This is a genomic window from Halopenitus persicus, from assembly GCF_002355635.1.
Classification (GTDB): Archaea; Halobacteriota; Halobacteria; order Halobacteriales; family Haloferacaceae; genus Halopenitus; species Halopenitus persicus_A.
Genome location: NZ_AP017558.1, coordinates 1,657,520 through 1,683,590 on the forward strand (window position 1 = coordinate 1,657,520; position 26,071 = coordinate 1,683,590).

The 26,071-nt window shown below is 64.1% G+C and carries 24 protein-coding genes and 1 pseudogene; 15 read left to right on the forward strand and 10 right to left on the reverse strand.

The window, feature by feature from the left end; all coding sequences use genetic code 11:
- Positions 1-114: 114 nt before the first annotated feature.
- Positions 115-1,230 (reverse strand): hypothetical protein, encoded by a 1,116-nt coding sequence (locus tag CPZ00_RS07975; protein ID WP_096390407.1) that lies wholly within the window; start codon positions 1,228-1,230, stop codon positions 115-117.
- A gap of 121 nt (positions 1,231-1,351) precedes the next feature.
- On the opposite strand from CPZ00_RS07975, the gene CPZ00_RS07980 reads away from it, so the two are divergent.
- On the forward strand, positions 1,352-2,110 hold the full coding sequence (locus tag CPZ00_RS07980; protein WP_096390408.1) for a hypothetical protein: 759 nt from the start codon (positions 1,352-1,354) through the stop codon (positions 2,108-2,110).
- A 7-nt stretch (positions 2,111-2,117) separates the two neighbouring features.
- Here the strand turns inward: CPZ00_RS07980 and CPZ00_RS07985 are convergent, their stop codons facing one another.
- Both CPZ00_RS07985 and CPZ00_RS07990 read right to left on the reverse strand, forming a co-directional pair.
- A complete protein-coding gene (locus tag CPZ00_RS07985; protein WP_096390409.1) occupies positions 2,118-2,312 on the reverse strand; it encodes a hypothetical protein in 195 nt (64 codons plus the stop codon).
- 42 nt (positions 2,313-2,354) lie between these two features.
- Entirely contained in the window at positions 2,355-2,957 is a 603-nt protein-coding gene (locus CPZ00_RS07990; RefSeq protein ID WP_096390410.1) for a DUF7344 domain-containing protein, read from the reverse strand.
- A 398-nt stretch (positions 2,958-3,355) separates the two neighbouring features.
- On the opposite strand from CPZ00_RS07990, the gene CPZ00_RS07995 reads away from it, so the two are divergent.
- Positions 3,356-3,700 (forward strand): hypothetical protein, encoded by a 345-nt coding sequence (locus CPZ00_RS07995; RefSeq protein ID WP_096390411.1) that lies wholly within the window; start codon positions 3,356-3,358, stop codon positions 3,698-3,700.
- A gap of 92 nt (positions 3,701-3,792) precedes the next feature.
- Here the strand turns inward: CPZ00_RS07995 and CPZ00_RS08000 are convergent, their stop codons facing one another.
- The 3 genes from CPZ00_RS08000 to CPZ00_RS08010 form a co-directional block, all read right to left on the reverse strand.
- A complete protein-coding gene (locus tag CPZ00_RS08000; RefSeq protein ID WP_096390412.1) occupies positions 3,793-4,383 on the reverse strand; it encodes a DUF7344 domain-containing protein in 591 nt (196 codons plus the stop codon).
- Positions 4,384-4,812: 429 nt separating this feature from the next.
- The gene (locus CPZ00_RS08005; RefSeq protein WP_096390413.1) at positions 4,813-6,606 is read right to left on the reverse strand and encodes a DUF7289 family protein; all 1,794 of its coding nucleotides are present in this window, start codon (positions 6,604-6,606) and stop codon (positions 4,813-4,815) included.
- A 24-nt stretch (positions 6,607-6,630) separates the two neighbouring features.
- Complete coding sequence (locus tag CPZ00_RS08010; protein WP_096390414.1) at positions 6,631-7,074, reverse strand: type IV pilin; 444 nt, start codon at positions 7,072-7,074, stop codon at positions 6,631-6,633.
- A gap of 567 nt (positions 7,075-7,641) precedes the next feature.
- On the opposite strand from CPZ00_RS08010, the gene CPZ00_RS08015 reads away from it, so the two are divergent.
- The 8 genes and pseudogenes from CPZ00_RS08015 (at position 7,642) to CPZ00_RS08050 (ending at position 16,924) form a co-directional block, all read left to right on the forward strand.
- On the forward strand, positions 7,642-10,773 hold the full coding sequence (locus CPZ00_RS08015; RefSeq protein WP_096390415.1) for an ATPase, T2SS/T4P/T4SS family: 3,132 nt from the start codon (positions 7,642-7,644) through the stop codon (positions 10,771-10,773).
- Positions 10,774-10,775: 2 nt separating this feature from the next.
- Positions 10,776-10,926 (forward strand): annotated as a pseudogene (locus CPZ00_RS08020) (50S ribosomal protein P1); the annotation flags it as partial.
- A gap of 395 nt (positions 10,927-11,321) precedes the next feature.
- Complete coding sequence (locus CPZ00_RS08025; protein WP_096390416.1) at positions 11,322-13,358, forward strand: type II secretion system F family protein; 2,037 nt, start codon at positions 11,322-11,324, stop codon at positions 13,356-13,358.
- Positions 13,355-14,002: a DUF7287 family protein gene (locus tag CPZ00_RS08030; RefSeq protein ID WP_096390417.1), complete on the forward strand. Its 648-nt coding sequence runs from the start codon at positions 13,355-13,357 to the stop codon at positions 14,000-14,002. The genes CPZ00_RS08025 and CPZ00_RS08030 overlap by 4 nt, the downstream gene beginning before the upstream one ends.
- Positions 14,003-14,004: 2 nt before the next feature.
- Positions 14,005-14,634: a DUF7288 family protein gene (locus CPZ00_RS08035; RefSeq protein ID WP_096390418.1), complete on the forward strand. Its 630-nt coding sequence runs from the start codon at positions 14,005-14,007 to the stop codon at positions 14,632-14,634.
- A complete protein-coding gene (locus CPZ00_RS08040) occupies positions 14,622-15,605 on the forward strand; it encodes a hypothetical protein (protein WP_096390419.1) in 984 nt (327 codons plus the stop codon). Before CPZ00_RS08035 ends, CPZ00_RS08040 begins: the two co-directional genes overlap by 13 nt.
- Positions 15,598-16,071, forward strand: coding sequence for a DUF7266 family protein (locus CPZ00_RS08045; protein WP_096390420.1), 474 nt, complete (start codon positions 15,598-15,600; stop codon positions 16,069-16,071). Before CPZ00_RS08040 ends, CPZ00_RS08045 begins: the two co-directional genes overlap by 8 nt.
- On the forward strand, positions 16,064-16,924 hold the full coding sequence (locus tag CPZ00_RS08050; RefSeq protein ID WP_096390421.1) for a DUF7289 family protein: 861 nt from the start codon (positions 16,064-16,066) through the stop codon (positions 16,922-16,924). The genes CPZ00_RS08045 and CPZ00_RS08050 overlap by 8 nt, the downstream gene beginning before the upstream one ends.
- A gap of 224 nt (positions 16,925-17,148) precedes the next feature.
- On the opposite strand, the gene CPZ00_RS08055 is transcribed toward CPZ00_RS08050, so the two are convergent.
- On the reverse strand, positions 17,149-17,826 hold the full coding sequence (locus tag CPZ00_RS08055; protein WP_233255060.1) for an RAD55 family ATPase: 678 nt from the start codon (positions 17,824-17,826) through the stop codon (positions 17,149-17,151).
- 290 nt (positions 17,827-18,116) lie between these two features.
- Here CPZ00_RS08055 and CPZ00_RS08060 point away from each other — a divergent pair, with 290 nt between their 5' ends.
- On the forward strand, positions 18,117-18,515 hold the full coding sequence (locus tag CPZ00_RS08060; RefSeq protein ID WP_096390423.1) for a type IV pilin: 399 nt from the start codon (positions 18,117-18,119) through the stop codon (positions 18,513-18,515).
- A gap of 341 nt (positions 18,516-18,856) precedes the next feature.
- The gene (locus CPZ00_RS08065) at positions 18,857-19,225 is read left to right on the forward strand and encodes a DUF5658 family protein (protein WP_096390424.1); all 369 of its coding nucleotides are present in this window, start codon (positions 18,857-18,859) and stop codon (positions 19,223-19,225) included.
- A 51-nt stretch (positions 19,226-19,276) separates the two neighbouring features.
- Here CPZ00_RS08065 and CPZ00_RS08070 read toward each other — a convergent pair whose 3' ends face one another.
- Positions 19,277-19,537, reverse strand: coding sequence for a hypothetical protein (locus CPZ00_RS08070; RefSeq protein ID WP_096390425.1), 261 nt, complete (start codon positions 19,535-19,537; stop codon positions 19,277-19,279).
- Between the two features lie 159 nt (positions 19,538-19,696).
- Here CPZ00_RS08070 and CPZ00_RS08075 point away from each other — a divergent pair, with 159 nt between their 5' ends.
- Complete coding sequence (locus CPZ00_RS08075; RefSeq protein ID WP_096390426.1) at positions 19,697-20,314, forward strand: hypothetical protein; 618 nt, start codon at positions 19,697-19,699, stop codon at positions 20,312-20,314.
- 198 nt (positions 20,315-20,512) lie between these two features.
- On the opposite strand, the gene CPZ00_RS08080 is transcribed toward CPZ00_RS08075, so the two are convergent.
- Together CPZ00_RS08080 and CPZ00_RS08085 are read right to left on the reverse strand one after the other, a co-directional pair.
- Positions 20,513-22,627 (reverse strand): Ig-like domain-containing protein, encoded by a 2,115-nt coding sequence (locus CPZ00_RS08080; RefSeq protein WP_096390427.1) that lies wholly within the window; start codon positions 22,625-22,627, stop codon positions 20,513-20,515.
- 455 nt (positions 22,628-23,082) lie between these two features.
- The gene (locus tag CPZ00_RS08085) at positions 23,083-23,613 is read right to left on the reverse strand and encodes a DNA glycosylase family protein (RefSeq protein ID WP_096390428.1); all 531 of its coding nucleotides are present in this window, start codon (positions 23,611-23,613) and stop codon (positions 23,083-23,085) included.
- Positions 23,614-23,705: 92 nt separating this feature from the next.
- Between CPZ00_RS08085 and CPZ00_RS08090 the strand changes: the two genes are divergently transcribed.
- Complete coding sequence (locus CPZ00_RS08090; RefSeq protein WP_096390429.1) at positions 23,706-23,951, forward strand: hypothetical protein; 246 nt, start codon at positions 23,706-23,708, stop codon at positions 23,949-23,951.
- A gap of 226 nt (positions 23,952-24,177) precedes the next feature.
- A complete protein-coding gene (locus CPZ00_RS08100; RefSeq protein WP_096390430.1) occupies positions 24,178-26,061 on the forward strand; it encodes a formate/nitrite transporter family protein in 1,884 nt (627 codons plus the stop codon).
- Positions 26,062-26,071 lie beyond the last annotated feature (10 nt).

Sequence of the window (26,071 nt, forward strand, 5' to 3'; positions counted from 1 at the left end):
GACAAAGGCGAACCAGGCGTCCTCTGCGAAGACTGCGCCAACATAGACCCCAACCCCGGTCTCTAAGACCCGTCACCGGTCAGCACACGTGCGAACCGACAACAACGACCTTTCTTAGACGAGATCCATCGCCTGCTCGGTCAACCGGTAGCGATACGCCGGTCGGACAAACACAATCTGCCCGTAATCCTCTGATTTCGTGACTTCTTCAGAGGACTCAATCACCTCAACAGCCGTATTGAGTCGATCCACTGCGTCGCCGGAGCGCAGAAACTCGACGACCTGCTCTGGCTCGATATCAAACTCCGCGGCCAAGATACTCCGAATTGTTCGACCAGCCCCGTCAGCGACCGCGACAGACGGCGCTGACACCCGGGCCTGCGGGCCCCCTCGCTCCGCAGCGTCCTCAGAAAGCGCCGTAACCTGCAGTTCATCGTCGATATGCGCGATCAGCGCATCCAGGTTCACCTCCGCTTCCTCAGTCACCTGCCCGTTCACAATCTCATCAAGCCGTTCGCTAATCGCAAAGACATCCGGCCCGGGCGGCGCGGTCTGGGCAAGCACTCCAGCATCAACAAGGTGATTCAGTACCGTCCGCGGTTGGTACTCAATGTCGACATCAAGCGAGTCCAGTAGCTCGGTTCGCTTGATCCCCTCTTCCTCGGGACCGATCTCCGCATTGTAGAACGCCTTTGCGACGACTACCTGATCATCGACGCTGTGTGTATTCCCCTTTCGTTCCCGGATATACCGCTCCAAGCGGTCAAAATCAGTGCTGTCATCCTCCTCAATCGTGAGGGCATCTCTGACCTTGTCTGGGAGTTCCGGACGCGGCGCGTCACGGTGCCGCTGGGCTTTCTCCGACAGGCGCGTGTTGTCGTAGAGGGCACGCGCTACAGGGAGGCCACGGAGATAATTATACTCGTAGAGAACCTCCACCCCGTGTTCAGTCAGGCCGTAGAACTGCGACGGGAGGTCACGCGCGTCCTCATTCGGCGGGTACCGATAACAGTCGATGATATCGTTGTCACTGAGAACCTCCAGCTGATCTCTGATTGCGGCCTTGTTCTTCGGCATCATGTACGCCAACTCATCGAGTGACGGGAGATGCTCCGGATGGCCAAGGATGAACTGCAGGATCAAGTGCCGCGTCTCCTGGGACAGGAGATCGTAGATCTGCCGCTGCTCTTCAAACGGGCCGCCACCCTCCGCGGCAGGTGCGTCACTCATAGTCTCACTTGAGACTACTTCGGCGGCGCGAATAATACTTTGGGTAAACCGATGTGGTCAAACAGCGGATTAGGCATACTGGTCAGCAACCTATTTATTCACGCGCCAAGGAGCACACAGTATGACTGACCCCGGCCCGCCTCCGAACGCGAAAGCGATTATGGAGAGCGTGAACGAAGCGCTCCAAGGGCTCGAATTAGAACCTCACGAAACCTCGGAAATACTGGGGTTCGCCAACCGAGAACTTCCGCACCTCCACACCCCTGAAGACTCGTATTTTATCCTCGGTAGCTACCGCGACCCGTACCTTCGACGACTCCGCATCGTCCAGAACGAACTGGACAAGCGACTCGGCACATACCCGTTCCTGATGGCTGATCTCTCCGAATTGGATATCGACCGGCTCCCCGTCTTCCGTATCCGATTCACCCTCCTCGCCGCGCACGCCGACACCATCGTCGCCGTGTACGAACAGGACGCCGGCGGTGAAGTCACCGAACTCGGGAAAATCAGCACGACACCATACTTCAACAAATCGTACGTCCTCCCGCGAGACTACGCGTGGATGACCGACCAGAACCTCGACACAGAAGCAGACGTCATCGCCGCTGCTGCGACAATCTACTTCAACGACGGTCTCGACGAAGCGGCTACTAAAGAAGAACTGGACTCACTCATCGCCACAGCCAACAAGAACGACATCAGCCTTACAACACCAGATGTCATCGAACGGCTGGAAAACCGTGATGACAGCGAACACGCACCCGTCTCATACAGCTGGGTTCACCTCAACGAATTCCGTCTCTTCGAACTCCACAATCGATGCTTCGCCTGGTCCAGCCCAGATGACCTGCGCGACATCGTACATGAAGTCCCGTGATGCCGCGTCACTGATGATTGAGGTATAGGAACGGGTCATTCCAGTCTTGCTCTTCATCTGCGGCCAGTACCTGATTCAGCGTGTCTACCATCCCATCCACGCCCATCTCGTCGAACTGATCTCTGAGTTCAGAGGCGAGCGGTCGCCACTCAGCACCGTGGATTTTGTTCCATTCTGGCGGGACGAGGATGTCTGCGAACATGTGCCCGTGGTCATCGTGGCTCCTCCCACGTCTCGGGGAACGCTATTTCACGAACAGCTGGAACAGGGCCAGACCGACGAGTGCAACGATCGTCACAACTGCCAGCGTGGTCTGCGAGACGAGACCCAGCGGGCCGATCCCAACGCTTCCGAGCGTCACGCTCACCGCCACGACGAACGCGACCCCCAGCTCGACGCGTGCGGACGTCGGCGTCCCCACGTCGTCGAGATACGGGTCGAGGTCGGAGGCGCCATCACGAAGACGAACGGTGTTCTCGTCAGTGTCGAAATCGACCACTCCCAGTTTCGCCATCCTGCGGAGGTGACACTGGTAGAGCCCCGTGTACACCCGTTTGTACTGTTTCGACGTCACGTCTGCGGCGGGAACGTCGTACTCGTCGGCCGCGACCTGCGTCGTCAGCTCCTCGACCGACATACTGCCGCCGTGCGTACGGAGACGGGAGACCACGGTTCTTCGTCTGCTGTTCCGAAGGACGTCGAACATCTCGTTTTTCGAGAGTCTCACCGGCGTCTGATCCCCGTAATCGGTGTCTTCGTCGGACGTCCCCGCCGCGATGTCCGCCACCTCCTCGCCGGATCGACCCTCCCCCGACCCCCGACCGTAGTGGATCTGCTGTGATGCCATCTCAACCGCTAATGTTACCACTACTATGTTGTTATGTTGCTACTTACTGTCGCGGCGGCACGAGTACTATCCTCATACCGGTCCGTAGAAGCATCCTACCATCCAGGTCCTCGAACCGAATCGCCATCGACGTCCCTGCATCCCCGTCGTCGTTCGGACCATCCGACGGTCGGTTCGACCGTCCCCTCCGGTCGGCCGGAAAACGGTCCGCGACGGAGCGGTCTGAGCCCTATCCGAACGAGCTCCGATGGTAGTCGTCTCAAACGGCGGAACAGTGCCTCGATTACAATGGCCTTGCTCCGCAATCGTGGTAACGTATCCGCCCGACAATGAACGTAAAACCATCACAACGAACGCGATGTCGGTCGAACCCTCGTCGCTACAGTGACCGATGATCAATGCCATCCCAGCCTGACGACGGTCCGAGCGACGATCCCCGCCGCGAACCCGCTGGTCCCCGCCATCGACGTGCCGAGAAGCACCTCGGCGAATCCGATAGGCACGATGCGTTCGAACCCCTCGACGGCGGGGAGGCGGGTCGCGTGACTGCCCGGCGAATGGGGACCCTTTCGTACGGAATCACGGCAGTGATCCTGGCGAGCGTCGCCCTGGTGGTCGAGCGCGATCTCGTCCCCGTTCCCGAGTTCGCCCTGTCGTGGGTCACGATCGCCGGTGCAACGACGATGCTGCTGACCGCGCTGACGCGGTACGCTCGAACGCGCAGCCGTCAGTCGATCGAGTAGCCGGTCGCAGGACCGGCGGGAGGAACGTGGTCCGTCGACAACCCAGCCCAACTCAATCCAACCCAACCCAACCCGGCGTCGACTCGTGACGTTCACGTCGAAGCGCGACTGTACGAGTCCAGTGCAGCCAGTCCGAGGAACCCGGCCATCCCGACGCCGATCCGGAGCAGTTCCGGTGGCGCGGCGAACGGGGGAACGCCGGTGAGCCCCAGCAGGATCATCCCCGCGAGGACGAACGCCACCACGACCGTCGTCCGATGCCGGTCCCTTCCAACGGTGTCGTCGAGGTACGGCTCCAGCTGTGTCCCACACTCGCGGAGCCGAACCGTTCCCCGATTCTTCTCGTACTCGATGACGCCGATGTCGTCCATCATCGGCAGGTGGTTCTGGTAGAGCCCGACGTAAACGCGCTTCCGCTGCGACGAGGAGAGCTGCTGAACGGTGACGTCGTTCTCCTTTGCGGCGATGTGTTCGGCCAGGTCGCTCGCCGTCGCCGACCCGTCCCGATCCCGAAGATACCGCAGTATGTCCCTGCGTCGGCGGTTGTACAGTACTTCGAACACGGCGTCCGTGGACAGCTCCTTCTCACCGTCCCGTTCAGCGGTCGCATCGTTCAGTAAAGCGCTCACAACCGGATCGTTGTCCCGGTCGTTTTCACGTTCGTTGTTGGTTTGTTGTGGCATACCCCGATCTCCTGTTGGAGTAATTACCACATTCTCCATTGTTATGTTGATCATACCAACGTCCGCGAACGCGGTTCACGATGGTAGGACGTTCCTACACGCGGTGAACGGCTCCGACTACTCGGCCTGCTCCTTCGAGAGAGCGGAGGCCGACCGGTGACGCGACTCCCCCGGTTCTCGTAGCGACCGGTCGTCTCACTGGTTCTCGTAGCGACCGGTCGTCTCACCTGATCTCGTAGCGAACGATGTTGTCGCGTCCGCAACTTGCACACGGGATGGACGTGGAGTCGACGGTCGTTCCGCACCGACGACATTCATACACGACGACGTGGCCGTCCTCGTCCGACAGCAGCCGTTTGAGTACGGATAGTACGCTCGGGTTCATGTGTTTCAGTTCGTGTTCTGTGATGGGTGTTCGTCGCCGGCGAACTACCCCTCCCTGACCTCGATCTCGTGGTGTTCGATGTACAGGTATTCGAATCGGGGAACGCCCGGCGCAAGCGGGATCCGTTCGCCCTTGATGGCGTGGTCGAAGTGGACTGCACCGTTCTGACCGAGCGTCAGATTCCCGGTCATGACTGCGCCGTAGAGTTCGCCCTGTTTGATGTAGAACTCGCCGTCGCCAAGCGGTCCGGCGGGGGCGATGATGACCCCGGTCACGCTCGGCCTCTTGGCCGACGACCCCGCGATCGCTCCTTCGAAGTGGCCCGGGCCGAAGACGAGGAACTGCGTGGATCGTTCGCGGTCGTCGTCCACGGTCGTCACGCTGGCGTCCCGTTCGACGTAGAAGTGGAGGTCCCGTTTCCCCTCCCCCGGGACGTTGACGGTGTTCTTCTCGGTGCTCTTCACGAAGAGCCGGACCTCGCCGTCGCCCTCGATCTCGACGTGCCCCTCGTCGATCATGACCCAGGTTTCCAGGGCGATGGTGACGTCGCCGTCCGTCGTATTCAACACGAGCGTCTCGCCGTCGAGGTCGATGTTCTCCAGGTAGTACTCGCCGGCCGTGAGCTCGATTTCGTCGCCGCCGCCGAAATCGAGCCGGTCGTCGCTGATCGCGTCGGTGGCGTCGTTGTCGTTCTCGCCGACCACCTGGTCGACTCGATACTCGACTAACCTGTCGATCGGCGGGATGGACGGGACGTTGGACCCGTTGTTCGTGATCTCCCCCGTGACCGATTCCCCGTCGTGTACGTGGACCTGCGTTGCTGACGAGGCGTTGCCGTCGATCTGGCTCGACCCTGACTCGATGGAGATGTCGCTGTCGGCTGCGACGTCACCGTTGATTCGAGAGTCTCCGAACATCGAGACTTCCCCGGCGGATCTGACGGATCCGTTATCGCCGTTCGTCTCAGCGTACGAGCCGACCGTCGAGTCGTAGCTGTCGATGTAGGCGCCGGTTCCCTCGAGTCGAATCTCGCCGGGCCCGGACGTCGCGATGACCCCGGCTTCCGGCGAGTAATCCTGCGGGAGCGCCACGAACTGGATCACGACCACCTGCTTGTCGTGGTCGTACTGGACGATCGTATCCGCGTCATCGTCGAAGTACCGACCCCAGGCCCTGTAGTACCGGCTCTCGATGGTGACCTGGACGATGGCGCCCTCCACCCTGTTGTGCAGGCCGGCGGTCGAGTTGGGGTACTGCTGTACGGAGGGCCCGGAACGGGCGATCTGAACGTCGCTGTGGACGCTTCCTCCTCGATTGCTTTCGACGATGTGCATCGTGAGGGTTTCGTTCCGGAACCGGATCTCGGGCGGCGACACCATCATCGATCCGTTCCCGTCGCTGCGCCAGACGCCGCCACTCTGGTACCCGACCGTCGTGTCACCGTTCTCGTAGACGACGGTTCCCATTGACGTGTTCGTGATTTCGGTCCGGTTTTCGCTATCCATGAGGTCGACGTACTCGACCGTGAGGCGTCCGCTCTCGGGGTCGACGTCGAGGGTGCCGCCGTTCCCCCGCAACCCGAGGTCGACGGTCCGTGACGACGTCCCTCCGATCGCGACGCGTTTCGCCTCGGCATCGAACTGGGTCACCGACTGCTCGGCCTGGCTCACCTCGACGTCCTCCTGGCCTCCCGACAGCTGCGGCCCGGCGATCAGCACGATGGTGGACATCCCGAGGACGACGATGGCGATCAGCAACGCCACGGACACGACTTCGGAGACGGCGCGGTCGGTCGCCGGAGCCGTTCCCTCGTGCGTGCGTGTACTATCATTTGACATTTGATCGTCTCCCTCCGCCTTTCGTTACGGTCTGAACGTTCCCAGGACGCTCTCGGTGCTGCCGCGGGGATCCTGCCAGACGACGGTGACCCGTTCGACGTCGTCCGGACCGATCGCATCACCGGTGTCGTTCACCATCACCGTCCGTTCGCCGGTGACGAGCCGATCACTGGACAGGTCGTACTCGTCGCCCTGCTCGGTCCGGACCACGATCTCCTCCGCAACGAGCGGCTCGCCGCCCTCGTGGTGCAGCTCGACGACCTGGTCGCCCCCGTCGTCGGCCACGCTGAACGAGAGCGTCACCTGGGGAGCGTCTGCCGACCCGACGCCGACGTCAAGCACCACGGTGCCGATGACGGTCGCGAGGATCACCGTAATGCCGAGCAGTAGCGCAGTCCCCACGACCGGCGACACCGCGCGGTCGTCGGAACCCGACGCTCGCTCGTCCGATCTTCGTCGTTGCGTCATATTTTCTCGCCCACGTCAGATCGTGTCGTCGGTGGCATCGACGAACGCGGTGAGCGTCGTTCGTCCCGCGCGCTTCCATCGAGTGACATATGAACGAACAGCCCCCCTGTCCGGTTCGTAATTCCGTGTATACGACGCGATAGCCGGTGGCTTCTCGTCGCGATCGTCGGGATCCCACCGCGACCGTTGGGCCCTCACCGCGACCGCTGGATCCCCACGCGACCGTCGGGACTCCAGTCCGGTTCATCCGGTGGAAACTGGAGTTCGGCGGTCCGCTTCACAGCGGTGCGCGCCCGTGGAGACGCCCCCGACGCGAACTGGAGCCAACCTGCCGCTCGGCACCCGTGCCGTACGGGCCCGAACCGTCGATCCACCCTCCCACGAGCTGCTCCGCGTCGGGACGGATACAATAGAAACGGTCGGCTGTTAGGCTACAAACGGACCGTAACAAAGCCCTACAGGGCGGTAGTCGGGGAGGATGACAGCGGATGACAGATCGCGGACTCGATCACGAACCGGGGTACCGCGCCGACGAACGAGACGGCGGTCATCGGGAAGGAACGGCCGATGAGTGGGGACACGGTCGAAACGGGTGCGACGGAGTTCCCCGATCTCCCCGGTAGCGAGGGTACGGACGACGACTCCGACCCGCCAGCGGCCATCCTCGGGGAGTACACGTGGAAGGAGTTCATGCGCGAACACGGGTACGGAGACGAGGTCGAGGCCGTGTACCGGGACGTCGATCCCGAGGCGAACGGGGACACGTTCTTCCCGTTCTCGAGCACCGACGTCCGTCGTGTTCCGAACGCCGACGACTGGGATCGCGTCGCGTTCACCCCGGCTGCGTACCTCGGTTGCCGGCCATCCGCGTTCGAGGACCGGCTCCGCCGGGCCACGAGCGCGAGCGCACGGTTCGATCGCGCGTTCGAGAACTGGATCGTGCGGACCCGGGTCGCGAAGGGCGAGTACACGTGGGAGCACTTCAAGTGGGAGTACTACTACGACGACGGCCGACCCCCACGGGACGGCGGGGAGATCGAACCGTTCGCCCCGTCCGAGCATCTGGGGTTCCATCCCGACGACATCGGATCGGTGCTGGCTGCAGGCGCTGAAAACGCCCGGGAGTTGCTCGAGATCGAGGACCGCCGGACGGTGAACGTTACTCCCGAACTGGACGAGGACGAGTTCTTCTCGACGAACGAGGGACTGACGACGCTCACGAACCGCTACGATCTGGAGAAGGCCGTCCCGATGGAGAAAAAGCGGCACTTCGTCGAGGAGGACCGATACTGGGTCGACAAGCCGTATGCGTTCGTCGTCATCTTCCACTCGGTCACGGAAAACGAGAAGAAGTACTACGTGATCGAACCGTACCTCAACGAGATCGAGCAGGACCTCGTCGAGTTCTTCTCCGGCAAGCTCCGGACGAGCATCAAGTACTCCGACGAGGACGTCGTCGTCAGGGGAACCGAGGAGGAGCGCGCGGACCTGCTCGAGGAGGAGACCAGGTGGTTGATCGACCGGTACAACCTGCGTAGCCCGGCCGCGAGCGACGACGAGTCAACCGACGGGCCGCTGCGCGAGACCCTGACACGGTTCGACGGGGAGGCCGTCCGCGACCGACTCAGGGGACTCGTGGACTCGCTCGGATCGTCGTCCGAGGAGCCCGACGACGATTCGACGGATGAACCCACGGAACTGGAGGGGATCTCGGCCCGTCCGGAACCCGCGGTGCTCGCGGAGGACTCGGGATGGCTCACCGAGTACCAGGTCCAGAAGGTGCTCCGGCTGATCCGGCGCGACTTCATCGGGTACGAGCGGATCGACCCGATCAAACACGACATCAACGTGGAGGACATCTCCTGTGACGGCTACAACTTCCCGGTCTTCGTCTACCACACCGATTACGAGAACCTGATCACGAACATCAAGCACGGGGAAGACCGGCTCGACAGCTTCGTCATCAAGATCGCCCAGCGGTCCGGGAAGGGGATCTCGAAGCGTCAGCCGCAGGTGGACGCCACCCTGCCGGACGGCTCCCGCGCCCAACTCACGCTCGGCGAGGAGGTCTCCGACCACGGGACGAACTACACCATCCGGCAGTTCAAGGACGTCCCGTTCACGCCGGTCGACCTCATCAACTGGAAGACGTTCTCGCTCGACGAGATGGCCTTCCTGTGGCTCTGCATCGAGAGCAACAAGTCGCTGATATTTGCGGGTGGCACCGCCTCCGGGAAGACGACGAGCCTGAACGCGGTCTCGCTGTTCATCCCCTCGAACTCGAAGATCGTCTCGATCGAGGACACCCGCGAGGTCGAGCTGCCCCAGCGCAACTGGATCGCCAGCGTGACTCGGCCGTCGTTCAGCCAGGACAACGTCGGCGACATCGACGAGTTCGACCTCCTGGAGGCGGGGCTCCGGCAGCGCCCCGACTACATCGTGATGGGTGAGGTGCGGGGAGAGGAGGGCCGAACCCTCTTTCAGGTGATGTCGACCGGACACACGACGTACACCACCTTCCACGCCGACACGGTCGACGAGGTGTTGAAGCGGTTCACGACGGACCCGATCAACGTCTCGAAGACGCTATTCACGGCGCTGGACCTGATCTCGGTTCAGACCCAGACCCGGGTCCAGGGCCGGAAGGTCCGGCGCAACAAGACGATCACGGAGATCAACTCCTACGACGCTGAGAACGACGAGGTGAGCGTCCAGGACGTGTACCAGTGGCAGCCGGAGGAGGACGAGTTCCTCCAGCACGGAAACTCGAAGAAGCTCCAGGAGATCGCCTTCGACCGCGGCTGGACCCCCGAGCAGCTCAACGCGGAACGGTTCAAGCGCCGCACCATCCTGGCGTACCTCATCACGAACGGGCTGAACACGTACACCGAGGTCGCCGCCACGCTGCAGGCGTTCATCAACGATCCCGAGACGATCCTGACGATGATCGCCAACGAACGGCTGGAGGAGAGTCTGGCGGACCTCCGGGAGATGGAGTCGGTGCTCATCGACGTCGACCCCGTGAAGGAAGCGCTGGTCCCGCGGCCCGAGCCCGGATCGGACGTCCTCGAGGAGGCGGAACGCATCCTCGAGGTTGCGGAGGATCGGATCTTCAAGGAGTACCGTGGAAAGCAGGCCAGCAGCCTGGCCGACGCGCTCTCCCGAACGAAACACGCGAACGACGCCACCGCGTCGCCGGAACGTGACCCACAGATGCTGATGGCGGTCGACGACGCCGACGATCAACTCCTGGCCGACGGAGCGACGTCGGACGTCGAGATGCCGAAACCCCCAGAGACCGTCGATGCTGGGGAGACGACACGGGGACCGACGCCGGACGCACGCGTCGACGATGCGGACGTCTCATCGAACGAATACGATGACGACGAGCCGACCAGCGAAGCGATGGACGAGCCGACTAGCGAAGCGATGGACGAGCCGACTAGCGAAGCGATGGACGAGCCGACTAGCGAAGCGATGGACGAGCCGACTAGCGAAGCGATGGACGAGCCGACTAGCGAAGCGATGGACGAGCCGACTAGCGAAGCGATGGACGAGCCGACTAGCGAAGCGATGGACGAGCCGACTAGCGAAGCGATGGACGAGCCGACTAGCGAAGCGATGGACGAGCCGACCAGCGAAGCGATGGACGAGCCGACCAGCGGAGCGACCGACGACGACACCCAGGAGCGTGAATGATCATGGAATACGCATACGCGACGTGTATACTGAACGAAACGGGCGAAGAGATCAACGAAGAGAACCTGACCGCGGTCCTCGAGGCCGCTGGCTGTTCCGTCATCGAGTCCCGCGTAAAGGCGATCGTCGCCGCGCTGGAGGACGTCGACGTCAGTAAGGTCACTGCCGTCGACGTGGAGGACGCCGGTAACGCGTCACCGGCGGATCTGGAGATTCCGTCGACGGCGGACGAGGACGTGGCGGCGGACGAGGCCGATTCCGGGACGGCACCCGGGAGCGACCCGGCGATGGAGGATCCGGCGATGGAGGATCCGGCGATGGAGGATCCGGCGATGGAAGACCCGGCGATGGGAGCCGAGACGGAGCTCGCGTCGGGTGAACGGACCGATGAAGCGCACGAGGCCGACTCGGAAGCGACTGCCGGCGACGACGATCGAACGATCGACGCGGACGACGAGACGACGAACGCCGACCCTCCGGTGGAGGCGACGGACGCCGAACTCCCGGAGGAGGAGACGAGCGCCGGCCCTTCCGAAGAGAGGTAGTTCATGAGTACAGACCCGGTGGCCGTTCACGGATGGCGACGTCGACGCTACATCGACACCCTCACGGACGCGTTCAGACCCGTCTACGTCAGGCTGTTCGACGAGAACGATTCCTTCGTCATCAACGTCGAGGACAAGCTCGCCGAGGCTCGTATGGACAAGACTGTGGAGGTGTACCTCTCGCGAGCGCTCGCGTTCGGAACGATCTGTGGAGCCCTGCTCTGGCTGCTGGGCGTCACCGTGGCCTTCGGAGTGATCGAGACCGGCATCGTGGAGGTCGGGGCGCTTACCAGCCTCCGGATCCCGAACCCGACGCTTCTGGCGCTGATCGAGATCGCCCGGGTCCCGTTTTTGATCGTGACCTCGGGGTTCCTGCTCGGCTCGATCGGCTTCGCGGCCGTCTTCGGCAGCTACGTCGCGCTCCCGTACAGTCGGGCCGGATCCCGCAAACGTGAGATCAACACGCTGCTGCCCGACGCCGTCTCGTTTATGTATGCACTGTCGCTCGGGGGGATGAGCCAGATCGAGATCATCGAAACGATGGCCGAATCGGCGGACACCTACGGGGAAGTGTCGATGGAGTTTCGAACGATCCTCCAGGAGACCCGGTACTTCGATACGGACTACCGGACGGCCATCCAGCGATGCGCAGTCCGGACTCCGAGTGCCGAACTGAGCCAGTTCTTCACCGATATGCTGTCGATCATCGACAGCGGCGGGAGCATGACGGAGTTCCTCGAGGACAAGAAGGACATTCACTTCCGCCACGCCAAGGAGGACCAGCAACGCACCCTCGAGACGCTCGAGCTGTTCAGCGAGATGTACATCACGATCTCGCTGTTCCCCCTGCTTCTGATCGTCATTCTCGTGATCCTGGACATGATCGGCGGGAGCCAGGAGCTGCTCCTCTACGGGACCGTGTACGTGCTGATACCGGGACTCGGACTGGCGTTCCTGGTCATCGTCTCGACGGTCCGGACGGACGAGCACGGGAACGGCTACCTCGAACTGGAGGACGACGTCGGGCGGTTCGATTTCGGCCAGGAGTCGAACGCGCTGGACCTCGGGTTGATCGGACAGTTCACGGGAACGTACTACATCTTCGACCGGATCGCCAGCCGGGAAGGCACCAAAGTGGCCATGGAGATGTTCAAGAACCCCCACGTCTTCCTGCGCGACAATCCGATATATACGCTCGCGATCACCGTTCCGGGGTCGATTGCGTTCGTGGCCGTGACGGTCCTGACCGGATCGGCTCCGGTCACGTGGGCCGGCGTCATCGACTATCCGATCTGGTCGACGGTCGTCTACGTGTACGTCCCGTTGTTCGCCATCTGTATCCCCTTCACGGTCTTCTGGGAGTGGAACGTTCGACGACGGCGGGCCGTCCTGGATGGGCTCTCCGAGAACCTCCGGAAGCTGGCGAGCGCAAACGCGACGGGGCTGACGCTGCTCGAATCGATCAAGGTGGTCGCGGACACGACGCCCGGCAAGCTGGGGGAGGAGTTCCGGACGATCCACTCGAAGAGCAACTACGGGATGCACCTCAAGGAGTCGCTGGTCGTGTTCAACAACAAGTACCACATCCCGCGGCTCGCCAGGACGGTGAAGCTCGTCAGCAAGGCACAGGAGATCTCGAGCCAGATCTCCACGGTCCTGTCGACGGCCGCAGTGGCGACCGAGACCCAGGAGGACATCGAGCGTGACCGCAAGCAGCGTGCGATGATGCAGGTCGCGATCATCGTCCTGACGTACCTGACGCTGCTCGGCGTGATCGCGCTGTTGAAAGCCCAGTTCGTCGACGTCATGGCGGATGTGACCGCGCAGACCGAAGGCGGAGCCGGGACCGGCGGACGGAACTTCGGCGTCTCCATGGACCTGGGGCTGCTGTCGCTGCTGTTCTTCCACGCCGTGACCCTGCAGGCGATCCTCTCGGGGCTCGTCTGCGGGTACATCCGCGACGCGAACGTGGCGTCGGGCGTGAAGTACGTGGTGTTCCTCTCGACCGCCGCACTCGGCGTCTGGCTGGTGGTTGCATGATCCGACCGCCGGACCAGTCGGAAGACGGTAGCCGGACGTCAGCCGACGACACGGTCGACACACCTGGCGACGACACGGTCGGAACACCTGGCGACGACACGGTCGACACACCTGGCGACGACACGGTCGGAACGTTCGCCGACGACACGCGCGGACAGACGCTCCCCGACTTCGCCGCCGGAATCGCCATCTTCCTCATCACGGTGACGTTCGTCTCCGTATTCGTCCCACAACTGATCCTGCCGTTCGAGGACCAGGAGCAGCCCGTCGTGGCCGATCGGATCACGAACGGGCTGGGGAACGATGCGCTCACGGAGCCGGGGACGCCGTCGGAGCTGAACGAATCGGCGACGCGAGCGTTCTTCGACCTCGCTGAGGACGAGGCGCTCGACCGGCTCGGCGTTCGCCCGTGGTACTCGGTCAACGTGACGATACGCGACGTACCCAGTCACGACCCGGACTCGGCCGTGCTCTGTGCCGTCGACGACCCCGACAGCGACGAGTGGATCGGCGCGTGTGAATCCGGTGCCGATCGGTTCGCGCTCGGCCCACCGGCGTCGACGGACGACCGGTCGGTCTCGACGGCCCGGCGAGCGCTCTTCGCCGGCGACAGCGGCGTCGTTCTCGAAGTGAGGGTCTGGTAACCATGGGACGAAACTCGAGCGAAAACACGTCCGACCGTGGCCAGACGTTTACGCTGGAGGCGTTCGTCGCGGCGATCCTCCTCGTCTCGACCGTCGCGTTCGGACTCCAGGCCGTCTCGATGACCTCGAACACGGCGAGCGCCGCGGATGCGGAGCTGCGAGGCCAACACGTCGGACTCGCCCAGGGCGTCCTCGACCGGGCCGTCGAGAACGGGACCCTGAAGGCGACGCTGCTGTACTGGAACGAAGCGGAAGCACGGTTCTACGGGGCCGACGAGGAGGACGGGTTCTACGTCTCCGAGAGCCCACCCACGACGTTCGGCGAGTCGCTGGACGCGATGTTTCACGGATCGAACATCCGATACAACGTCGATCTGTCCTACCGCGACGAAACCGGCGACCGGGCGACCCGGAAGCTGGTCGAGTCCGGCACGCCGAGCGACGACGCGGTGCGGGTCGCCGAGACGGTGACGCTGTACGACGACACCGTTCTCGTCAACGCGACCGAAACGCCCCGCGAAAACGTGACGCTCGCGTCGGTCGGCGGAGACGGGTTTTACGCGCCCAACGTGGACACGGACGGTTCGCTGTACAACGTGATCCGGGTGGAGGTGGTCCTGTGGCGCGCCTAGGTACCCGGTCGGACGACCGGGCACAGCTGTTGATCGTCGGCGCGATCGGCATCGCGATCCTGCTCACCGTCCTGGCGCTGGCGCTGAACACGGCCGTCTACGGCGAGGTCTACGTCGCACAGACGGACGACAACCTCCAGGACGAACGGGGGGCGATACAGTACCGGCACAGCGTCGACCGCGCCGTCACCGGGCTGATCGGGGCGAACCCCGGGAACCCCCCCGAATACGACGACCTCGAAAGCGACCTGCGGGCGGACGTCGACCGGTGGAACGATCTGACGAAACGGGAGCACGTTGCGGACGACGCGGTGACGTCCGCCTCGATAACCGACGTCACCTTCCGGAGCCGGATCGTGCAGGACGAGACCAAATCGTTCGCGACCCAGTCCGACCGGAGCAACCGATCGAACTGGACCGTCGCCGACGACGTCTCCGCCGTCGAGGCGTTCGAACTGCGGGTCCACGACGACTCGCTCGCGTCGACCGATGACTGTACGCCGGGCGGCGACTGCTTCACCCTCGAGGTCGAGGGCGGCGGCGGGAAGACGTGGCGGCTGTTCGCCAACACCACTGCGAGCGATGCGGGCGTCGCGGTCACCGTCGAGTCGTCTGATGGGGCCACCACCTGCGAGACGACCGAGTCGACCGCGTCGGTCAACGTGACGGCGGGCACGTTCGACGACGGAGCCGGAACCGAGTGTTCGTTCACGTCGTTCCTCGACGACGATCTCGATCCGCCGTACACCGTGCGGTACGCGAACGCCGACAACGCCACCGGGACGTACGACCTCACCGTGGGCGGCAAGATCGTCGCGGACACGATCGATGCCGACGACCGCTACGGGACGTCCGGATCGCCGCGGATCGAGGCCCGGATCGAGACGGCGACGGTCGCCGTCGAGTACCGGTCGCCGGACCTGACCTATCGGACCGAGTTCAGGGTCGAGGGAGGTGCGGACGATGCGTGACCGCCGTTCGACGACCGACCGCGGCGTCTCGACGGTCGTGAGCTACGCGCTGATCCTGGGGATCGTGGCCCTGCTCCTGGTCACGCTGATCCTGGCGTTCGCTCCGCTGGTGACGAACCAGCAGACGAGCGCCGTCCACTCGACGCTTGCGGTCGTGGGCAACGACCTCGCCGGCGACGTCGAGAGCGTCGACAGGCTCGCGGTCACGACCGGGTCGAACGGGACGGTCGTCCATCGCACGCGGCTCCCGGAGCGCATCGGGGGGAGTCCCTACCGGATAGATATCGACCAGCCGGGCGGCGAGACGTACTACGAGCTCACGCTCCGGAGTCCCGACCACGACCTCGACGTGACGGTCACGGTCAGGACGCGAACCGAGATCGACGTCGCCGAGATCGGGACGCTCGATGGGGGACACCTCGAGATCGCCTCGGGGGAGAACGGGCTGGTGATTCGGAATGCGTGACCGCGACCGCCAGCGGTGCGCGAACGACCGGAGCGAGCACATCTGCGATCGAAGCGGGCACACTTGCGACCGGGGCGAACAGACCCACGGCCGGGGCGAACAGACCCACGGCCGGGGCGAACGTACCCATAACCGCGGGCAGAGTGAACTGCTCGGGTTCGCGCTGATCTTCGGGGTCGTCGTCCTCGCCATCGTTCTCATCGGGACGACCGGCTTCGTCGGGCTCGACGATGCCCGGGACTTCCAGCGGACGACGAACGCCGAGCAGGCGTTGACCGTCCTCGCGGAGAACATCGACGACGTGACGCGTCGCGGCGCACCGAGTAGGACCACCGAGATCAGGCTCGCCGACGCCTCGCTGTCGCTCGGGGAGCCGGAACGGATCACCGTCACGGTCGGTGACTCGACGCCGGAGAACACGACTGACGTCGAGATGCGGCCGATCGTGTACGACTCCGGCTCCGGAACGACCATCGCGTACACCAGCGGCGCGCTGATTCGTCAGGACGGCGAGCATTCGGTGATGATCCGGGAGCCGAACGTGGTGCTGACGGACGAGCTGGTACTCCTCCCCGTCGTCGCCACGTCGCCGAACGATGCCGGTCCCGTCGGCGGCACGTCCGCCGTCGACGTCCGGACGCGGAGCGCGGGAACCGAGGTGGTCGCCGCGGACGACGGCGCGACCACCGTCGACGTCGAGGTGACCTCGCCGCGCGTCGAGTCGTGGTACCGGTTCCTCGATGGCGAAACGGACGCCGACTGCGAGGCTCCCGTCGACGAGACGGTAACCTGCACGATCGAAACCCAGCGCGTCTACGTGACGGTCGAGCACGTCGACGTGCGGTTCCGGTGAGGACGTCCGAACCGCGCCGCCCGCTTCGACCACGGTTAAACGGGTCCGGCCGTTAAAAACTCGACTTCACGCCATGGAGAACCCGCCTCACGCCGCGGAGAACCCGGCCCGCGCCGTTGTGAACGGAAAACGAAACGGTGCACGTCCGGTGTGACGACCGTCAGTACACACCGGACGTATCGGGATCGTCTTCGGATGACGAACGGACATCACTCCGCGAGCAGTCAGGCGATCTTCCGGCTCACGTCGATGGTGACGTCCGAGGTCAGATCGAGCTCGATCGTGTTCGGGAGCGACTCGCCGCCGCGGAACTTGGGAAGCGAGAGACGGTTCTCGACGCTCCCGCCGCGCAGTTTCGTGACGAGGTCGAAGATGACGTCGGCGTGGTACTCGGTGCGGTCGCGCTGGGCCGGCACGTCGCGCCCGTCGAGACAGTGAAGCAGGGCGATCCCCCCGGTTTCGACCGTTCGCGTCTTGAGGTCGTTCAGGAACGCACGGTACACGTCGTCGTCCGCCGTCTCCAGTGCGTTGATGGGGTCGACGATCAGCATGGACTCGTCGGTGAGTCCCTCCAGTGCCGACCGCGCGCTGCCGACCGGATCGTCGTCGAGCCGGCGGACGTCGACCGCGTCCGGTGAGGTCCCCGCCCGTTCGAGCTCGAGTTCGACCTCCGCCGTCGTCCGTTCGGTCGTCAGGTACACCGTCTCTCGGGCGGCGGCCATCTCGTAGAGGAACAGTTCGGACTGGCACGCCGGCGACGCCAGCAGCGCGATCGTCCGGCCGGCGGGAATGCCGCCGTCGAGCTTCCGGTCGAGGATGTCGATCCCCGTCGACAGCGTCTCAACCGTCGACTCCTCCGTCTCCGATTCCTCGTCCTCGAACATGTGGTGCGCTTCGGTCATCGCTCGCTCGAAAGACGTCCGTCTCGGGGATAGTTATCCATCGGCTGTTCGGCGGTCACCGGATGGGGAATGCGTTGCCATCACCGCCTCACTCCGTATAGTTGATGGTTTACGGGACGACAGGCACCGGCATCCGGCTCATATAATTCTATTTACAAACATACTGCGGATTCTGGTGGCAAGTAACACCGACTGATGGTCGGTCGTCCGGCGCGGGCCGGTCGTCGTGGCGACGCGCGGCCCGTGTGTCCGGACGAACCCGATCACGTCAGGCGGTGTACCAACAACGTATGAACGTACACAAACTCTGGACGGACGATCGCGCCGTGTCGCCGGTGGTCGGCGTCGCGCTGCTGATCGCCATTACGGTGATCCTCGCGGCCGTCATCGGCGGCGTGGTGCTCGGGCTCGGAACGAGCTCGGCGGACGCACCGCAAGCATCGCTTCAGTTTGAATACGACGACGGGACCGATACTATAACGATTTATCACAACGGTGGCGACCCTCTCGGGGATAACGTAGAGGTGAGGGGTAGTGCCCTTGATACTACTCCCCAGACGATTACGGTCTCGGCTGGTGGGAGTGCCGACGTTAATACTTCTGATGGTACGACCGGCGAAATCGCCGTCGTTTGGATGGATCCGAATAGTGACGATGAATCCGTGATCGCCAAATACGACGTCGAATAATCCGACATTCGGAATTCCCTTTTTATTTACGGTTGCTAACTTCTGACCGTCCATTACGGCGAGCTTCGCAACCATCAGCGGCGTGGTGCTCGGATTCGACACGAGCCTCAAGCAGATCAGTTCCACGTATCGCTCCAATCAGTCACGTGCCGACCAGACCTTCAGCAATGAGGAAGCTTCCCAGCAGGAGTCCCGCTGTCGGTAGGGTCCTCCGATCATCGGTCGGTGAGGTTCGACTCCGCGTTTGGCTCCGTCTCCCCGGCGAGGCCGACGGAAACTGGATCTTTGCCGACTATGCCAAGGATTATCGTTGAGTCCCACGAACGTGCAGGGGACGAGCTATGGTCGACACCGCTACCGACGTGGAGCTGGACGTCCGGCAGTGGTGGGTCCTGTTCGGCATCGCCCTCTTCCTGCTGGTCCCGCTCGACCTGCTCACGACGCTGATCGCGGTGGCGACGTACGGTCTCTCGGTCGAGGCGAACCCGGTGATGCGGTGGCACCTCCAGCGGGGACTGCTCGTGACGACGGTGGTGAACCTCGTCGTCGTCGGCGTCTCGGTCGCCATGTTCCACCTCGCCATCGAACGGATCCGGGACGTTCCGCCGGGCGAGCGCCGCGTCATCGACGTCGGCGTCACCGTCTGGCTCACCGTTCTGATCGGCGGCGGCGTCGTCCTCGTCTTCAACAACCTTCTCGTAATCGTCTGAGGGAGCGTTCGCGGGGTTGACCAACGAGCTCCTGATCGCCCGACCGATGGATCAGGGCGGATCTCGGGAGTCGCGGTACGGGCGCCCGCCGACCAGTGCGAGCGCGTTCAGAACGAGGAGCGCGAAGAACAGCAAACCCGTATCGATGCCCCCGTAGTCGACGCTGAGAACCACTAGATTGACCCCGGGGAGAACGATCGCCAGCCAGAACGAGAGCGCCGAGAACGCCATCTTGATCCGGTGGCCGTAGTCGAGATGACCGAGTCTGTCCACCACCGTGGACGAGAACTCGAATGCTTCCTTGCGGCTCATTGGCGACTCGTCGGTACGATGGTCCGACAGCGGCTTGGTAAACCGGACGCTATTCGGTTCCCGACCGGCATCCGGCACGCGGACGGACTGGAACATCGTCCCGGTACCCGAACAGGCACGGGTTTCCAAAGCCCGTGTACGCCGATACGTTCGGTGACCATGTCCGACGATACCCGATATTACATCGGCGACCCGCCCCGCCACAGCGACGAGACGACGATGACGGAGTACCGCCTCCGATGGCCCGAAACCGGCGGGATCAAGACCCTGCTCGAGGTGGCGCTGGTGTACCACCTCGTCACGGTCGCGACGCCGGTCCTGCGTGCCCAGGCCGAGCTACTGAACCCGGCGATCGTTCCGGATCCGTTCACGACCGTCCTGTACGCGCTGCTGTGGATCGGGATCGTGGCCGTCGTCGTGTGGCTGTTCCGGTCGGAGTCGCTCGTCAGTACGCACCGGTTCTACGAGTACGACTCCGTCAGGAGGGACCTCGAGAGCGACCTGCCGGATCGCGGCTGGGTTCGGCGAAACGTCGGGCTCGCCGTCCTCGGTGGTGGCCTCGCGGGGATGACCTACGAGCGGTTCGTGGCTGCGTTCCTGCACGTGATCGACCTGTTGGTCATCGTTCTCGACGAGTTCCAGTGGGCACTCACGCTCACCGACGGGCTGTTCGTCGCCGGCTTTCTCGGCGGCTTCACCCTGTTCACGATCGGGGTCGACCGGCTGGTCGTGGGCGCCCTCCGCAGATACGTTCTCCGCTCTCAGACCCCCTCGTGAACGCCGTATCCTCTCCCCTCCTTTCCTCTCCTTCCCCACCCTATTCTCCCCTTCCCCACCCTATTCTCCCCTTCCCCACCCTATTCTCCCCTACCCTATTCTCCCCTACCCTATTCTCCCCTGCTCGCTCACGGTCGACGCCGTTCGATCCTTGGAGGTAGGGAGTTCACGTCCGTCGGTGTGCCCGACGTCGTGGATCTAGCGCTGACTCTTCGCGAAAAGCGGTACGAGCAACAGCAATCCCAAGATCGGTGAGACGACGATGGATGACGTACTCGTCCCGTCGGTCTCTCCGGTACCGTCCGTTCCGTCGACGTCAGCGTCGTTCTCATCGGCGTTGGGTTCACCGTCGTCGGCTTCGTCCGCGTCGTCCTCGCTTCCGTCCGTGTCAGTATCGCCGTCGCCGGCGTCGGATCCGTCCGGTCCGGAGTCGCCGCTCTCGCCTCCGGTGTCTTCGTCGGCGCCGTCCTCGTTTCCGTCCGTGTTAACGCTGCCGCCGCCGGCGGTGGATCCGCCCTGAGCGAGGTCACCGTTCTCGCCGCCGGTGCCGTCGTCTTCAGTGTCGCCGTCGTTGGCGGACCCGTCCGGATTGGAGCCCCCGGTCTCGTCCCCGCTGTCGTCACCGTCAGCGTTGGACCCGTCCGGGTCAGAGCCGCCGCTTCCGCCTTCGTTGTCGGCGTCCTGATCATCGGCGTCTTGATCGTCGTCGTTGTCGGAGCCATCCTGGTTGGAGTCGCCGCTCTCGCCGCCGGTGTCGTCGTCGGCATCGTCTTCGTCCTCGCCGTCGTCATCGTTGTCGGACCCGTCTGGGTCGGTGTCGCCGCTCCCGTCTTCGTCGTCTTCGCCGTCCGAATCGTCGTCTCCGTCGGCGTCGTCTTTGTCTCCGCCGTCTTCGTTGTCACCGTCAGTGTCGGATCCGTCCTGGCCGGAGTCGTCGGAATCGGCCGCCTTGACGGTGAGCGTGTCGGCGTCGGTTTCGTTCCCGAACGCGGCTTCGATCTCGGTCGTTCCGTTGCTCTCGGCCGTCACCGTTCCGTCGTCGGCGACCGTGGCCACGTCCGTATCGAGCGCGGTGAGGGTCGCGTTTTCGGTCACGTCTCGCGTCGATGCGTCCGTAAACGTCGCCACGACGGTGATCACCGTTTCCTCGCCCGTTTCGATCTCCGACGCATCGAGCGTCGCGTCGATCGATTCGACGGCCGGCTGGCCGACCGTCACGGCGGCGGTATCCGTCTCGTTTTCACTCCGAACCGTGACGGTACCCGTCCCCACGTCGGTGCTCTCGGTCGCCCAGGCCAGGGATACGGCGGTCGATCCGTTGGCTGAGAGCGTCACCGGCCCGGTGGTGTCGACTGTTTTTCCGTCGAAATCCGCCAGCGTGACGTTCTGCGTTCCGGCGCGGTCGCCGACGTTCTCGACACGAGCGGTGACGTCGACCGTCTCACCGGCGGCCACCTCGGCCGACGCGTTCTCGATCGACACCGCGAAGAACGCGGGGTCGGGCTCCGTGACGGTCACCGTCCGTCCGTCGCTCTCGTCGTCGCTCGCTACGGCGATCTCGATCGCCGGAACGTCGTCGTCGTCGGTTTCGTAGACGAACGAGAGCTCCTCGCTCCGGTTGGCGGACAGCGTCAGGTTCTCCACGTCGTCGACCTGCTCGCCGTCGACCAGGAACCGGACGTCTTGGGTCGCTTCGATCTCGCCCACGTTCTCGACCGTCGCCGTCAGGGTGACGTTCTCGGTCGCCGTCACGTTTTCGTCGTAGCGGTCGATCGACACCGCGAACGTCCCGCCGTCAGCGTCCGACCCACAGCTCACCTCCCTCCGAACGTCCGGTTCGGTCATCGTCCCGGATTCGGTCTCCGTCTCGTCGTCGCCGGACGCGAACGCCCGGACTTCGTCGATCCGGTTGCAGTGCCCCACGGGAACTTTGAGCCGAAGCGTCCCGGCGGTGAGGTCATCGACGACGACGTCGGAACTGCCGTTCCGGTCGTCCGCCGCCGTGACGTCGAACGGATTCGGAACGTCGGTATCGGTCGGCTTGAACAGGTTGATCGTGTCGTTGGTATCGCCGGTGAATGCGATCCGGATCCGGTCCACGTCCGTTGTGTCGTCGGTCAGGTTCCAGCTGATGACGACGTCCTTTGGCGCTTCGGGTTCTGTGGGCTTGATTTCCACGTCGAAGGACTCGAACGCCCCACTCCGGCCAGTTTCGTTCGTCGCTCCCGACAACGGCACGGCCGCCGCCGAGAGCAGTATTAGCGACGACAGGAGGATGACCAGACTCCCGTTACGCGGCGTGATTACGGACACGGATCGACCCTCCGGTGGGAACCCACCGCGTCCTGTTCGGACCGGTTGCCACGAGGCCGGGCGGTGTCCCCGGAACGAACGCACGAACCGATCCATATCATAGATATTACTAGAAAGAAGAACGGGTTAGTAATCCGGCATATGTTCAGCTGTAGCGCCCGGTTAACCGAACCAGTTGTGCTCTCACACCGAATTACGCCGGATTACGCCGGATTACGATTTCACCTTCGATTCCCCAACCGCGCTGGGTCAGGACGTTATGTCTCCATTTACCAAAATTATTATAATTAAATACAGGACGTCCGGAACGGCGCACAACCCCACGCCCGATCGAACGGTTCCTCAGGGTCACCAAGTCGATCGTCCAGCGCGTCCATCAGCCCCTATGGAAGTCCGGTCACTTGCGGATCTGGGTGTCAAACGGGGGTCGAGCTGCCATTCTTAACGGGATCGCGTTACCAATCCCCGACCTCGTTCTCGACCCGATATCTCTGGTAGTAGGCTTTCTCCACCGTCCGAAGGTCGAAGTCGCCGGGGTTCCGCTCGCGGAGCTCCGCGAGGATCTTCGGATAGTCGGTGACTCGCATTCCCCGGTCCTCCCCGAAGAACTCGTGAACGATGTAGCGGTCGCCGATCGCGTAGGCCTCGGGGTCGGAGAACATCAATACGACCGTTGCCGTCGCGCCGCCGATCCCCGGAATCGACTGCAGCGTCTTCAGTTGGAGCGTCGGATCGTCGACAAGAAACGCCGCCTCGCTGACGCGCCGGATGAACGCGTCGGGAACGGCGTTCACCTTCTCGACGTTCAGATCCCGTCGTCCCTGCTGACCGTTTAGTTTCCACCGAACCACGTCCTCGAGCTGCTCGCGGGTGATGTAGCCTTGTTCAGGGAGGACGTCGTTGAGCCGGTCTTCGATCGCTTGCAGGTCCTCGTCGTAGACCTCGTCGTATCGGTCGCTCCACTCTCGGATCTCGTCAGCGTCCATACCTATGCAGCGATCGCGCGGGTAATAGACCTCCCGGACCCGAATCGCGCTGAACGTCGTTACGAGCCGGATTCCGGCTGCTGCACTGGTGGATGCCCCCCTTCTACGAGCTCCGCCCCTCGCCGCTGCTGGCGATCGTCCCGCTCGTCGGGATCTACCTCGCCTATCGCATCGGGTCGAGCGCCGCCGTCGAGACGGGATCGAACGGCGGTTCGGAGCGGAGCCGTGAGGTGACCCATACCGGATCCGGGTCCGACGGGCGGTCGGAGGGGTTCGACGCGAGCGATGGGTCCCCGACTGGCTCGGGGTCGAGCCGTGATCGGGGCGTTCGGGAGTAGTTGACCTCGTGAGTTCGGGAGGGGCTGGCGCGAGTTCGGGAGGGGCTGGCGCGAGTTCGGGAGGGGCTGGCGCGAGTTCGGGAGAGGCAGGCGCGAGTTCGGGAGAGGCAGGCGCGAGTTCGGGAGAGGCAGGCGCGAGTTCGGGAGAGGCAGGCGCCGTGATCCCACGATCGGCGCCTCGACGAGACGGTGACCTTCAAGTCGGCGGGCCCTCAGGGATCGGATAATGGCCGACCCGGAACACACGGATCTCGCGAACCACTCCGATGCCGGTCCGCCCGACCGAAACGGGCAGGCCGAGTCGGACGAGGACCCGAAGCCGAGCGATCTCGACGAGTCGGTCCGCCAGGCGGTCGAACGCTCGCGGATGGGTGCGCCCGCGGTCGGCGAGGCGGTCCGCGACCGGTTCTCGGCCGACGAGGTCTTCCAGCGGATCGTCGCCGCGGCCGACGAGGAGGTCACCTCCTCGGGCCGGGAACTGTTCTTCAGCGGCATCGCGGCCGGGTTCGCGATCAGCATCACCTTCCTGCTGTACGCGTCCCTCTCGGCGTCGACGGACCACCCCGTGCTCGGCGTCCTGCTGTACCCGCTCGGGTTCATCTACATCATCATCGGCGGCTACCAGCTGTACACCGAGAACACCCTGCCGCCGGTGGCGTTGACCCTCGAGCGGATCGCCAGCCTCCCCGCCCTGCTTCGCCACTGGAGCATCGTCCTGCTCGGGAACTTCACCGGCGGCGCGATCGGGACCCTGGTGCTCGTCTACGGCGACGTCTTCGACCCCGCCGCCGCCGAGAAGGCGATGGAGCTGGGCCGGCACGGGGTCGAAACGTCGGGGTGGGCGCTGTTCTCCAAGGCCGTCTTCGCCGGACTCATCGTCGCCGGCGTCGTCTGGGTCGGCTTCAGCGCGCGGGACACGATCTCCCGGGTCGTCGTGACCTATCTGGCCTTCCTCGCGGTTCCCCTGGGCGGGCTCTTCCACGTCGTCGTCTCCTTCGCGGAGGCGTTCTACCTCTTCGTCCACGGCGAACTCGGGGTCCTCGCCGGCCTCACCGGGTTCGTCCTGCCGGTCCTGATCGGCAACACCGTCGGCGGCGTCGCGCTCGTCACCCTCGTGAACTACTTCCAGACCAGCGAGGACCGCCTGGAGTCGGCCCGGTTCGAGGGGATCGAACGCCGGCTCACCCCGCGTGAGTGGCTGTTCGGCCGGCTCGCCGGCCGGTCGTACGTTCCGATGCTCGACCCCTCCGAGCAGGGGCTCTCGAGCGAGGGCACCTATCGGGTCATGGTGCCGATCGCGAACCCGCGGACCGAGTCGCGGCTGATCGAGTTGGCCTGCACCATCGCGAGCGCCCGCGAGGGGGCGATCGTCCACGCCGTCCACGTGATCCAGACGCCGGGCCGCCGCTCCGCGGACCCGAGCTACGGGCAGCGCCAGCGCGTGATGGAGGAGTCGGACCGTCTGATGGAGCCGCTTCGGGACGTCGCGGACGACTACGACGCGGGCCTGGAGACGTCGATGGTCATCACCAACCGCTCGTTCGAGGAGGTGTTCAACGCCGCCCGCCGGACGGAACCCGACCTCGTGTTGATGGGCTGGGGCGAGGACCGGCTCTGGACGGACGCGCGCGCCGAGCGCCCGCTCACCGAGCTGACCAACCGGCTGCCGAGCGACTTCCTGATCGCCAAGGACCGCGGACTCGACGTCTCCCGGATCCTCGTTCCGACCGCCGGCGGAACGAACTCGGCTTTGGGCGCGGAGGTCGCGGAGATGATCGCCGCGGTCGCCGACGCCGAGGTCTCCCTGCTCCACGTCGTGGATGGCCCCGACGAGCGCGAGGCCGGCGAGGAGTTCCTCTCCGAGTGGGCCCTCGACCACGGGTTGACGGACGCCGAGACGATCGTCGACGACTCCGGCGACGTCGAGGCTGCCATCGAGCGCGAGGCGGGCGACAGTACCCTCCTGTTCATCGGCGCGACCGAGAAGGGGATCCTCTCGCGGCTGTTGACCGACTCGCTACATATGGACGTGATCCACCGCGTCGACTGCTCCGTGCTGTTGGCCGAACGTCCCGGCGATCGGTCGATCCTCGAGCGGCTGTTCGGCTGACCGCGAGCCG

What these genes read in the sequence shown, in the direction of transcription:
- CPZ00_RS08045 (WP_096390420.1), top strand. Translation starts at nt 15,598, where the DNA reads ATGCGTGACCGCCGTTCGACGACCGACCGCGGCGTCTCGACGGTCGTG.
- CPZ00_RS08090 (WP_096390429.1), top strand. Translation starts at nt 23,706, where the DNA reads ATGCCCCCCTTCTACGAGCTCCGCCCCTCGCCGCTGCTGGCGATCGTC.
- CPZ00_RS07990 (WP_096390410.1), bottom strand. Translation starts at nt 2,957, where the DNA reads ATGGCATCACAGCAGATCCACTACGGTCGGGGGTCGGGGGAGGGTCGA.
- CPZ00_RS08100 (WP_096390430.1), top strand. Translation starts at nt 24,178, where the DNA reads ATGGCCGACCCGGAACACACGGATCTCGCGAACCACTCCGATGCCGGT.
- CPZ00_RS08000 (WP_096390412.1), bottom strand. Translation starts at nt 4,383, where the DNA reads ATGCCACAACAAACCAACAACGAACGTGAAAACGACCGGGACAACGAT.
- CPZ00_RS08085 (WP_096390428.1), bottom strand. Translation starts at nt 23,613, where the DNA reads ATGGACGCTGACGAGATCCGAGAGTGGAGCGACCGATACGACGAGGTC.
- CPZ00_RS08015 (WP_096390415.1), top strand. Translation starts at nt 7,642, where the DNA reads ATGAGTGGGGACACGGTCGAAACGGGTGCGACGGAGTTCCCCGATCTC.
- CPZ00_RS08065 (WP_096390424.1), top strand. Translation starts at nt 18,857, where the DNA reads ATGGTCGACACCGCTACCGACGTGGAGCTGGACGTCCGGCAGTGGTGG.
- CPZ00_RS08070 (WP_096390425.1), bottom strand. Translation starts at nt 19,537, where the DNA reads ATGAGCCGCAAGGAAGCATTCGAGTTCTCGTCCACGGTGGTGGACAGA.
- CPZ00_RS07975 (WP_096390407.1), bottom strand. Translation starts at nt 1,230, where the DNA reads ATGAGTGACGCACCTGCCGCGGAGGGTGGCGGCCCGTTTGAAGAGCAG.
- CPZ00_RS08055 (WP_233255060.1), bottom strand. Translation starts at nt 17,826, where the DNA reads ATGACCGAAGCGCACCACATGTTCGAGGACGAGGAATCGGAGACGGAG.
- CPZ00_RS08075 (WP_096390426.1), top strand. Translation starts at nt 19,697, where the DNA reads ATGTCCGACGATACCCGATATTACATCGGCGACCCGCCCCGCCACAGC.
- CPZ00_RS07995 (WP_096390411.1), top strand. Translation starts at nt 3,356, where the DNA reads ATGCCATCCCAGCCTGACGACGGTCCGAGCGACGATCCCCGCCGCGAA.
- CPZ00_RS08030 (WP_096390417.1), top strand. Translation starts at nt 13,355, where the DNA reads ATGATCCGACCGCCGGACCAGTCGGAAGACGGTAGCCGGACGTCAGCC.
- CPZ00_RS07980 (WP_096390408.1), top strand. Translation starts at nt 1,352, where the DNA reads ATGACTGACCCCGGCCCGCCTCCGAACGCGAAAGCGATTATGGAGAGC.
- CPZ00_RS08035 (WP_096390418.1), top strand. Translation starts at nt 14,005, where the DNA reads ATGGGACGAAACTCGAGCGAAAACACGTCCGACCGTGGCCAGACGTTT.
- CPZ00_RS08025 (WP_096390416.1), top strand. Translation starts at nt 11,322, where the DNA reads ATGAGTACAGACCCGGTGGCCGTTCACGGATGGCGACGTCGACGCTAC.
- CPZ00_RS07985 (WP_096390409.1), bottom strand. Translation starts at nt 2,312, where the DNA reads ATGTTCGCAGACATCCTCGTCCCGCCAGAATGGAACAAAATCCACGGT.
- CPZ00_RS08005 (WP_096390413.1), bottom strand. Translation starts at nt 6,606, where the DNA reads ATGTCAAATGATAGTACACGCACGCACGAGGGAACGGCTCCGGCGACC.
- CPZ00_RS08050 (WP_096390421.1), top strand. Translation starts at nt 16,064, where the DNA reads ATGCGTGACCGCGACCGCCAGCGGTGCGCGAACGACCGGAGCGAGCAC.
- CPZ00_RS08010 (WP_096390414.1), bottom strand. Translation starts at nt 7,074, where the DNA reads ATGACGCAACGACGAAGATCGGACGAGCGAGCGTCGGGTTCCGACGAC.
- CPZ00_RS08060 (WP_096390423.1), top strand. Translation starts at nt 18,117, where the DNA reads ATGAACGTACACAAACTCTGGACGGACGATCGCGCCGTGTCGCCGGTG.